7 protein-coding genes are annotated in these 10,714 nt (G+C 69.5%); 1 reads left to right on the top strand and 6 read right to left on the bottom strand.

All coding sequences use genetic code 11. The features are described 5' to 3' along the window. Window position 1: 1 nt before the first annotated feature. Window positions 2–2,338 carry a phosphomannomutase/phosphoglucomutase gene (locus RT456_RS13325; protein WP_313347410.1) on the top strand — a complete coding sequence of 779 codons (2,337 nt, stop codon included), beginning with the start codon at window positions 2–4 and terminating at the stop codon, window positions 2,336–2,338. A 57-nt stretch (window positions 2,339–2,395) separates the two neighbouring features. Here RT456_RS13325 and RT456_RS13330 read toward each other — a convergent pair whose 3' ends face one another. Genes RT456_RS13330 through RT456_RS13355 form a run of 6 tightly spaced genes read right to left on the bottom strand, consistent with a single transcriptional unit; the run spans window position 2,396 to window position 10,324 of the window. After that, window positions 2,396–3,115, bottom strand: coding sequence for a response regulator transcription factor (locus tag RT456_RS13330; protein ID WP_313347412.1), 720 nt, complete (start codon window positions 3,113–3,115; stop codon window positions 2,396–2,398). Next, window positions 3,096–5,756: a sensor histidine kinase KdpD gene (locus tag RT456_RS13335; protein ID WP_313347413.1), complete on the bottom strand. Its 2,661-nt coding sequence runs from the start codon at window positions 5,754–5,756 to the stop codon at window positions 3,096–3,098. The genes RT456_RS13330 and RT456_RS13335 overlap by 20 nt, the downstream gene beginning before the upstream one ends. Before the next feature lie 37 nt (window positions 5,757–5,793). Beyond that, window positions 5,794–6,432, bottom strand: a complete 639-nt coding sequence (gene kdpC / locus RT456_RS13340; RefSeq protein ID WP_313347414.1) for a potassium-transporting ATPase subunit KdpC — start codon at window positions 6,430–6,432, stop codon at window positions 5,794–5,796. Continuing rightward, window positions 6,429–8,480 carry a potassium-transporting ATPase subunit KdpB gene (gene kdpB / locus RT456_RS13345; RefSeq protein ID WP_313347415.1) on the bottom strand — a complete coding sequence of 684 codons (2,052 nt, stop codon included), beginning with the start codon at window positions 8,478–8,480 and terminating at the stop codon, window positions 6,429–6,431. The genes kdpC and kdpB overlap by 4 nt, the downstream gene beginning before the upstream one ends. A 26-nt stretch (window positions 8,481–8,506) precedes the next feature. Next, on the bottom strand, window positions 8,507–10,219 hold the full coding sequence (kdpA, locus tag RT456_RS13350; RefSeq protein ID WP_313347416.1) for a potassium-transporting ATPase subunit KdpA: 1,713 nt from the start codon (window positions 10,217–10,219) through the stop codon (window positions 8,507–8,509). Window positions 10,220–10,231: 12 nt separating this feature from the next. Then, window positions 10,232–10,324: a potassium-transporting ATPase subunit F gene (locus RT456_RS13355; RefSeq protein ID WP_313347417.1), complete on the bottom strand. Its 93-nt coding sequence runs from the start codon at window positions 10,322–10,324 to the stop codon at window positions 10,232–10,234. Between the last annotated feature and the right edge of the window lie 390 nt (window positions 10,325–10,714).

Genomic DNA, 10,714 nt, shown 5'->3' on the forward strand with positions numbered 1-10,714 from the left:
AATGAGCAAGGCAACGGCGGACGGACAACCGCGATTGACAAGCAAGCGTAACGGGCTGTTGCTGGTGGGGGCGTTGACTCTGCTGGCGGCGTGGTTTGCCTGGAGCGGGGTGCGGCAATGGCGGCAGGCCTCGGTGGGGCAGTCGCTGGAAGCTTCGCGCGACCAGATCGTGGAAGGCGTGCAGGCCGCGCTGACCAGCCAGAGCACGCAGTTGCGCACGCTGGTGAAGAGCGAGCGGGTGAGCGCCGCACTGGCCGCAGGCGATGCCGACGCCACCGCGTTGGCCGTGCGCGAAGGCTGGCCGGGCACCGAAGAGGTGGAAGTACTCGCCACCGGCCTGGAGCAGGCCTATGCCGACCCGAAAGCCTTCGGTTATTCGCGCCTGGCCCTGCTGGAAGCCGCCATCGCCGGCGATACCGTGGCCACGCGCGTGGTCCGCGATGCCGGCGGCCAGCGCCTCGGCCTGGCGATACCGGTGCAGCTGGGCACGCAGGGACCGGCCGTGATCTATGTGCGCCAGCCGTTGCTGCGCCTGACCGGCACCTTCGACCAGGTGCGCGTGCCATCCGATGGCTATCTGGCACTGCGCCAGGGCGGCCACAACATCATCGAGCAGGGCGACGCCGCGCTGTCCGAAGGGGCAGAGGGCCTGGCCCGTCCCATCGGCAAGAGCGGGCTGCGCCTGGCGGCCGCCGTGCCGGACATCGATCCGGGCCCGCTGGGCCTGGGCGCCATTTCCTGCCTGGTCGTCGCCGTACTGCTGCTGGCCATTGCCGGCATGCTGCAGTTCGGCAAGGGCCGCGTGAAGCTGCCGCGCCGCCGTGCCGCCGCCAGCGAAGGCGAAGAAGGCCCCACGCTGCGTGAAAGCCTGGTGCTGGAACCGGTGCTGGAGGCCGCGCCCGCTGCCGGTGCCGCACCGCCGCCGCTGCCGCCCGGCGAAGGCAACGAGGTGCCCGAAGGGATCTTCCGCGCCTACGACATCCGTGGCGTGATCGGCCGCGAGCTCACCCCGCAGGTGGCGGTGCTGATTGGCCAGGCCATCGGCTCGGTGCTGCAGGTCCAGGGCCTGCGCGACATCGTGGTGGGCCGTGATGGCCGCCTGTCCGGCCCGGAACTGAGCGCCAGCCTGATCGAAGGCCTGCGCCGTGCCGGCTGCGATGTCACCGACATCGGCCTGGCGCCCACCCCGGTGGTGTATTTCGCCGCCTATCACCTGCGCGCCGGCAGCTGCGTGGCGGTGACCGGCAGCCACAACCCGCCGGACTACAACGGCTTCAAGATCGTGGTCGGCGGCGAGACGCTCTCCGGCGACGCCATCACCGAGCTGTACCAGCGCATCCGCGACGGCCAGCTGCACGTGGCCGCCGAACCCGGCAACCTGCAGCAGCGCGACATCAACGCGGACTACATCCAGCGCATTGCCGACGACGTGCAGCTGGACCGCCCGCTCAAGGTGGTGGCCGATGCCGGCAACGGGGTGGCCGGCGAACTGGCCCAGCCGCTGCTGGAGGCCATTGGTGCCGAGGTCATTCCGCTGTACTGCGATGTGGATGGCACCTTCCCCAACCACCACCCGGACCCGAGCGATCCGCACAACCTGGAAGATCTCATCCAGACGGTGAAGCGGTTCGATGCCGATATCGGCCTGGCGTTCGACGGCGATGGCGACCGCCTGGGCGTGGTCACCCGCGAAGGCAAGATCATCTACGCCGACCGCCTGCTGATGTTGTTCGCGGCCGACGTGCTGATGCGCAACCCGGGCGCGCTGGTGATCTACGACGTGAAGTGCAGCGGCAAGCTGTCCGACTACGTGCTGCGCAATGGTGGCAGCCCGATGATGTGGAAGACCGGGCATTCGCTGATCAAGGCCAAGATGCGCGAGACCGATGCAGAGCTGGCCGGTGAGATGAGCGGCCACTTCTTCTTCAAGGAGCGCTGGTTCGGATTCGACGATGGCCTGTATGCGGCCTCGCGCCTGCTGGAAATCCTGGCCCAGCGCGAAGAGACGCCGTCGGAGGTGTTCGAGGAACTGCCCGACAGCATTTCCACGCCGGAGCTGAAGGTGCCGGTGGAATCGGGCACCCCGCACGCGCTGGTGTCGCTGTTCGTGTCGGCGGCGCAGGTGGAGGATTCGCCATTCGCCGGCGCGCGCCTGTCCACCATTGACGGCCTGCGTGCGGACTTCCCGGACGGCTGGGGCCTGCTGCGCGCGTCCAACACTACTCCGGTGCTGGTGCTGCGGTTCGAGGGCAACGACGAGGCTGCGCTGGCACGGATCAAGGCGCTGTTCCGCGAACAGCTGCAGCCCCTGCTGCCGGGTGTCGAACTGGGGTTCTGATCGGGTTGCCGACTAACAGTCGGCACTACCGGCTGAACATCGACCGCCGGTCGATGTTCAGCCTTTGAACCGCAACCCCACACCCGGTTCGGTGAACAGGTAGCGCGAATCCAGCGCCGAATCGCCCAGCTTGTGGCGGAGCTTGCCCACCAGGATGCGCAGGTAGTGCGTGTCGTGCTGGTGGGTCGGTCCCCAGATCTCCGCCAGGATCTGCGGCTGGGTCACCACCCGGCCGGCGTTGCGCAGCAGCAGCGACAGCAACGCATATTCCTTGCGCGTGAGTGCCACCGGCACGCCGTCCAGCTGCACCTCGCGGCGTACCAGGTCGATGTGCAGATGGCCGTCGTCGAAATGCGGCAACACCCCATCGGCCGACACCGTGCGCGAGCGCAGCAGCGCCCGTACCCGCGCCATCAACTCCTGCGTGCCGAAGGGCTTGGTCACGTAGTCATTGGCGCCGTTGTCCAGCGCCCGCACCTTCTCGGTCTCGCTGGCGCGCACGGTGAGCATGATCACCGGCACCTGGCTCCACTGGCGCAGCTCGGCCAGCACCTGGTGGCCTTCCATGTCGGGCAGCCCGATATCCAGGATGACCAGGTCGGCCCCCTCGCTGACCAGCTGCTCCAACCCGGCCTGGCCGCTGGCCGCCTGCAGCACGCGGTAGCCCTGCGCGCGCAGGCTGATCTCGAGGAAGCGGCGGATCTGCGCTTCATCGTCAATCACCAGCACGCGCGCCGGGGGCACGCCTTGGGAGGGGTCAGGTGTCGTCGTGATCATCGGCAGGGTGGGGTTGCAGCAGGGGGAGCGTGATGCGGATGAGGGTACCGCGTCCGTCGCGTCCGGGCAGGGCCTGCACGCTGCCGCCGTGCGCGCCGATCATGCCCTGGCAGATGGTCAGGCCGAGCCCGGTGCCATGACGGCCCCGGTCGCCGCGCTCCACGCTGTAGAACATGTCGAAAATGCGCGCCCGCTCGTCGTCGGGAATACCGGGACCTGCATCCAGCACGTCGATGCGCAGCTCGCCCTCGACCAGGCGCGCCTGTACCTCCACCGGCGCGCCGGGGGGGGAGAACTTCGCCGCGTTCTCCATCACGTTGAACACCGCCTGTTCCACCAGCGCCGGGTGCACCCAGATGGGGGCGAGCGTGCTGGGAATATCCAGCTGCAGCTTCACCTCGGGCTGGTACCGCTGCAGCCGGCGCGCGGCCGACCCCACCAGCTCGTCCACGCCGATCCAGTCGCGGTTGATCTGCAGCCCCTCATGCCCGAGCCGGGTCATGTCCAGCAGGTTCTGGATGTAGCGGTCCAGCCGCTCGCCTTCCACCAGGATGGTGTCGAGCAGCGCGCGGCGGTCGACGGCATCCATCGCATCGGCATAGCTGGAGAGGCTGTCGGCCGAACCGATCATGGCCGCCAACGGCGAACGCAGGTCGTGCGACACCGACGACAGCAGTGCCGAACGCAGGCGCTCGGTCTCGTTGCTGACGTGGGCCTTCTCCAGGTCCGCCACCAGCCGCGTGCGCAGGGCGGCCTGCGCGATGTCGTCCACCATCGCCTCGGCCAGCTGGCGCTGCTCCGGGGTCAGCCGCGCCACGCCGCGTGCGAAACGCATGCCGGCCACGCCGATGGCGCGGTTGTCACCATCCAGCAGCGGCAGGAACCACCACTCCGCGCCGGCCAGGGTGTCGGTGAAGCGGCCGCTGGGCTGGCCGTGGCGGTGCGCCCAGTCGGCGGCGGCCAGGTCGGTGTCGCCCGGCGCGGCGCTGCCGCTGGTGCTGGTGTCCGCGCCGATGCGCAGCCATGCCGGTGCATCCAACGCCTGCTCCAGCGCCTGGCGGCCTGCCTGCGCCACCTGCTCGTTGCTGGCCGCGCGGGTGAGCTGCCCGCCCAGCACCTGGCGGGCGTTGGCGTGCCGGTTGGCCGCGCGCAGCGCCAGCACCTGCATGCGCAGGCGCGAGGCCAGCCGGCCGGCCACCAGCGCGGCGGCCAGGAACAGGAAGACGGTGATCACCCCCTGGCGCGCGCTGATCGCAAACGTGAAGCGCGGCGCGATGAAGAAGAAGTTGTAGGCGAGGAAACACAGCGCCGCGGCGATCACCGCCGCACTGGTGCGGCTGCGCGCGGCCACCATCACCACCGCCACGATGAACACCATCGACAGGTCGTACAGCCCCACCCAGCGCTCGGCCACCAGCGCCACCAGACTGGCCAGGGCGGTGGCGCCCAGCGCCAGCACGGTGTCCCTGCCGGTACTCAGCGTGGGCATCGACAACCCATGCCGGCGTGCGCGGGCGCGCGCCTGCGGGGTGCCGATGATGGTGATCTCCAGGTGCGCACCCCGCTGGATCAGCTGCTGGGTCAGGGTGCGGTTGAGCATGCGTGCGAACGGCCGCTCGCGGGTGCGGCCCAGCACCACGGTGGAAACGCTGTTGTGCGCGGCGTGGTCGAGCAGGGCATCGGCGATGCTGGGGCCATGCAGCAGCTCGGCCTCGCCGCCCAGCCGCCGTGCCAGGGCGAACGCCGCATCGATCTCGCGGCGGGTGTTGTCGTCCTCGCGCCGGCGCTGCACGGTCACCACCGTCCACGGCGCATCGCGGCGCTCGGCGATACGCCGGCCCACGCGCACCAGGTATTCGCTCTGGCCGCCGCCATCGATCGCCACCAGCACGCGCCGCCGCAGTGGCAGGTTGCCTTCGCCGCGAGCTGCGCGGGTTTCGCGCAGGCTGGTGTCCACGCGGTCGGCCGCCTCCTGCATGGCCAGTTCGCGCAGCGCGGTGAGGTTGGCCGGCGAGAAGAACGCCTGCAGGGCCTGTGCCGCCTGTTCGGGCACGTACACCTTGCCCTGCTGCAGGCGCTCGATCAGCTCGCGCGGCGGCAGGTCCACCAGCACGATGTCGTGCAGGCGGTCGAGTACCGCATCGGGCACGGTCTCGCTGACCCGCACCCCGGTGATGCGCATCACCACGTCATTGAGGCTTTCCAGATGCTGGATGTTGAGGGTGGTCCAGACGTCGATACCGGCATCCAGCAGCTCCATCACGTCCTGCCAGCGCCGTTCATGGCGGCTGCCCGGCACGTTGCGGTGGGCCAGCTCGTCCACCAGCACCAGTGCCGGGCGGCGTGCCAGCACCGCATCCAGGTCCATTTCCTGCAGCGCATGCTGCTGGTAGTCGCGCTGCAGCAGCGGCACCTGCGGCAGGCCCTCCAGCAGTGCCGATGTCCCGGCGCGTCCGTGGGTCTCCACCAGCCCCACCACCACGTCCACGCCACGGCGCAGCTGCTCGTGCGCGCGGCCGAGCATGCTGTAGGTCTTGCCCACGCCGGGCGCGGCGCCCAGGAACACGGTGAGCTTGCCGCCGGCCTCGCGCTGCAGGCGTTCCACCAATGCGTCGGCCTGTCGGGTTCTGGAGTCGGTCATAGGGAGCGATTGTGCGCCCGGCAGCGCCATTGCCGCATCACGGCGTCGACGCATCCAGTGCCATGTTGAGTTCCATCACGTTGACCCGCGGCTGCCCGAACACGCCCCATTGCGGTCCCTGCGTATGCGCCTTCACCAGCGCCTGCACCTGTTCGCTGCCCAGCCCACGGCTGCGCGCCACGCGCGCCACCTGCACGGCCGCCGCCGCCGGCGAAATCTCCGGGTCCATGCCGGCGCCGGACTGGGTCACCAGGTCACCGGGCACCTGCGCCACCGCAATGCCCTCGCGTACCGCCGTTGCCTGGGTAGCCTCGCGCACGCGTTCCTGCAGGGCAGGGTTGCTGCGCGCCAGGTTGCTGCCGGCGGCTGCCATCGGATCGTAGCTGGCCGCGGACGGTCGCGACTGGAAGTAGCCATCGCCCACGAAGGGCTGGGCGATCAGGCGCGAGCCGCGCACCTGGCCGTCGCGGACCAGCAGGCTGCCATCGGCCTGCGCCGGGAACAACGCGCCACTGAGGCCGGTGGTGGCCACCGCGTAGGCCAGGCCCAGGACCAGCAGGCTGGCCACGCCCAGGCCGATGGCCGGGCGCAGCGCAGCACGGTGCTGCAGCGTGATGGCGAGGGCGGCGCGTGCACGTGCCGGGCGGGACAGCGGAGCAGCAGCGGAGCGGTTCATGCGCCAAATACCGAGTAGAGGAGGAGGTCGATCAACTTGATGGCCGCGAACGGCAGCAGCACGCCGCCCAGGCCGTACACCAGCATGTTCCGGCGCAGCAGCGCGGTGGCCGTGGCCGGGCGGAAACGCACCCCGCGCAGTGCCAGCGGAATCAGCGCCGGAATCACCAGGGCGTTGAAGATCAACGCAGCCAGCACCGCGTTGCGGGGGCTGGAGAGGTGCATCACGTTCAACGTGGCCATCGCCGGCAACGTCGCGGCGAACAGCGCCGGCAGGATCGCGAAGTACTTGGACACGTCGTTGGCCAGCGAGAAGGTGGTCAGCGCGCCGCGTGTGATCAACTGCTGCTTGCCCACTTCCACCACGGCCAGCAGCTTGGTTGGATCCGAATCCAGGTCCACCATGTTGCCGGCTTCCTTGGCCGCCTGCGTGCCCGAATTCATGGCCAGCCCGATGTCGGCCTGCGCCAGCGCCGGTGCGTCGTTGGTACCGTCGCCCACCATCGCCACCAACCGGCCGCCGGCCTGTTCGGCGCGGATGCGGGCCAGCTTGTCTTCCGGGCGGGCTTCGGCGATGTAGTCGTCCACCCCGGCCTCGGCCGCGATGGCCGCAGCGGTGAGCGGGTTGTCGCCGGTGATCATCACGGTGCGGATACCCATCGCACGCAGCTGCGCGAACTTCTCGCGCATGCCGTGCTTGACCACATCCGACAGCTCGATCACGCCCAGCACGTAGCGGCCCTCGCACACCACCAGCGGCGTGGCGCCATTGCGCGCCACCTGCTCCACGCGCCCGGCCAGCTCGGCCGGCACCGTGCCGCCCAGCTCACGTACGTAAGCCGTGATCGCATCGGCCGCGCCCTTGCGGATGCGCCGGCCGCCGTCCAGATCGACACCGGACATGCGGGTCTGTGCGCTGAAGGCGAAATACTCCGCGCGGTCCGGCTCGACCGTGGTGCAGCCCTGTTCGCGCGCCAGGCGCACGACCGACTTGCCCTCCGGGGTCGGGTCGGCCAGCGACGACAGCAGTGCCGCTTCACGCAGCTGGGCCGCATCGATCCCGGCCAGCGCATGGAAGTGGCTGGCCTGGCGGTCGCCGTAGGTGATGGTGCCGGTCTTGTCCAGCAGCAGCACGTCCACGTCGCCGGCCACTTCCACCGCCTTGCCGGACTTGGCCAGGATGTTGGCGGCCAGTGCGCGGTTCATGCCGGCAATGCCGATCGCCGGCAGCAGGCCGCCGATGGTGGTCGGAATCAGGCACACCAGCAGCGCGATCAACAGCAGCGGATCCACCTTCACCCCGACGAACGCGCCGATCGCCGGCAGCGTGGCCACCACCACCAGGAAGGTCAGCGTCATCGCCGCCAGCAGCAGCGTGAGCGCCACTTCGTTGGGCGTCTTCTGCCGGTTGGCGCCTTCCACCAGCGCGATCATGCGGTCCAGGAAGCTGTGCCCCGGCTCGGCCGTGACCTTGACGATGATCTGGTCGGACAGCACCTTGGTACCGCCGATCACACCACTGCGGTCGGTGCCGGCCTCGCGCAGCACCGGGGCCGATTCACCGGTCACCGCCGCTTCGTTGATGGTGGCCAGGCCCTGCACGATTTCGCCATCGGCCGGAATCAGCTCGCCGGCGCTGATGATGACGTGGTCGCCCGGGCGCAGCTCCGCCGCCGGCACCTGGGTTTCGCTGGCCCCGGCATGCGCCGCGGACAACCGGCGTGCACTGAGGTCCTGGCGGGCGCGCCGCAGCGACGCCGCCTGGCCGCGGCCGCGTGCTTCGGCCACCGCTTCGGCGAAGTTGCCGAACAGCACGGTGAGCAGCAGGATCGCGCTCACCGCCAGGCCGAAGCCCAGCGGCGCGTTGCCGGTCAGGGTCACCAGCAGGCTGACCACGGTGCCGGCCATCACCACGGCCATCACCGGGCTGTGCAGCAGGTGGCGCGGCGAGAGCTTGATCACCGCATCGCGCAGCGCGCGGCGCCAGCCGGCGCCGTCGAGCAGGCGCTGGCGGCGGTGGGAAGTCGCATTCAAAGGATAGGTACTCATGGGAGTGGCACTCATGACATCGGGTCTCAGCGCGAGGCCAGCGACAGGTGGTCGGCAACCGGGCCCAGCACCAGCGCCGGCATGAACTGCAATACGGTCAGGATGGCGATCAGCGCAATCAGCGTCAGCGCGAACGTCGGGGTCTCGATCTGCAACGTGCCGGCCGATTCCGGCGCGCGCCGCTTGGCGGCCAGCTGGGCGCAGACGATCAGGGGAATCACCAGCACCGGGTAGCGACCCAGCAGCAGCACCACGGTGCAGCTCAGGTTCCACCACACCGTGGCATCGCCCAGGCCTTCAAAGCCCGAGCCGTTGTTGGCGAAGGCCGACACGTACTCGTAGAACACCTGGCTCACGCCGTGGAAGCCCGGGTTGGAGGTGCCGGTGATCGACGGAATGGCCAGCGTGAACGCCGTGAACGCCAGGATCGTGATCGGCTGCAGCAGCACCAGCAGCGCGAGCAGGCGCACCTGCGGCGTTTCCAGCTTGCGGCCCAGCAGTTCCGGCGTGCGTCCGGTCATCAACCCGGCCAGGAACACGCCCAGCAGCAGGTACACGATGAACTGCTGCAGGCCGCAGCCGATGCCGCCCCAGATCGCGTTGACCAGCATGTTGATCATCGGCACCGCACCGGCCAGCGGGCTCAGCGAGTCATGCATGCCGTTCACCGAACCGTTCGACACCTGCGTGGTCACCGCGGCCCACAGCCCGGTGCCATCGGCGCCGAAGCGCACTTCCTTGCCTTCCATCAGCAGCGGGCTGGCGGCCGTTGCCGAATGGCCTTCCAGCCATACCGTCGCCGCGATCGACAGGCTCGACATGGCCAACATGCAGCCGAACACCAGCGCGGCCAGGCGCTTGCGCCCGGTGAAGGCGCCCAGCATGAACACCACTGCGATGGGGATCAGCAGGATGCCGATCAGCTCCAGCGCGTTGGACAGCGGGGTGGGGTTCTCCAACGGCATGGCGCTGTTGGGGCCATACCAGCCACCGCCGTTGGTGCCCAGCTGCTTGGCCGCCACCATCGCGGCCACCGGGCCGAGCGGAAGCTTCTGCGCGTCCATGCCGGCGGCCGCATCGATCGGCGTCGCGGTGGGGCCGCCGGCCAGCGTGGACGGCACGCCCTGGCTGGTCAGCAGCACCGCCCACAGCAGGCACAGCGGCAGCATGAAGCGCACGCACGAACGCACCACGTCGGCGTAGTAGTTGCCAACGTCGATGCGGCGGTCGGCGGGCAGGTCCGCCTCGGCGGCATCGCCCTCGGGCGCCTTGCCGAACAGTGCACGCAAGGTGGCCACCACCAGCGCCAGCCCCATCATCGGCGTCACCACCTGCAGGCCGGTAATGGCGGTCATCTGCGCGAAGTAGGACAGCTGCGCCTGGCCGGAGTAATGCTGCTGGTTGGTGTTGGTGAGGAACGACACCATCGTGTGCAGTGCCGTATCCCACCGCATGTTGGGAATCTGGTCGGGATTGAACGGCAGCCAGGCCTGGGTCATGAACACCGTCTGCACCAGCACGGCAATGACCACGTTGCTGAGCAGGAAGGCGGCCACGTAGCCGCGCCAGCTCATGCCGCGCGCGGGATTCACCCCCAGCAGGGCGTACAGCGGCTTTTCCAGCAGCGCGAACAACGCGTCGCCGCGCATCGGGCCACCGCGCATTACCCGGGCCAGGTACAGCCCAAGCGGAAAGGCCAGCACGATGCTGGCCAGCAGGATCAACAGGATCTCGGTCATGGTCGGCTCCGGTCAGAAGGTTTCGGGCCGAAGCACGACGTACAGCAGGTAGGCCGCAGCGACGAGCACCAGCACGCCGCACACCAGGGAAAGCCAGGCAGGCATCGTCGTGATCTCAGCAGCGGGAAAAGGAAGGCGTCGCGCGCAGGGCGGCGGCGATACGGACAGCGAACAGGGTCAGGCTCATGGGACGTCCAGGTGGAACCACTCCACGTCAGGGCGCCATGGTGGTCCTCACCGGCGTAAACGCTCCACGCCCGTCAGCGGCGTGCGGCGTAAAAAGAGCATAAAAAACGCTCGTCTTAGAAAGCGCTCGCGTTGAAGCAGACGCGGCTGCCGGCGGATCAAGCGCGGGGCCGCCATGCCCTTGCCGGTGAAGGTCGCTCAACAGCGGCTGCCGGTGGGGCGAGCGCGGGGCCGCCATACCCTTGCCTGCGACGCCCCCGGCGTCGGCCTGCGGCCGCCCCCTCCTCCTTTACTTCGCCGCAAGGGCAT

The sequence above is a fragment of the Stenotrophomonas sp. genome, assembly GCF_032099025.1.
Lineage (GTDB): Bacteria > Pseudomonadota > Gammaproteobacteria > Xanthomonadales > Xanthomonadaceae > Stenotrophomonas.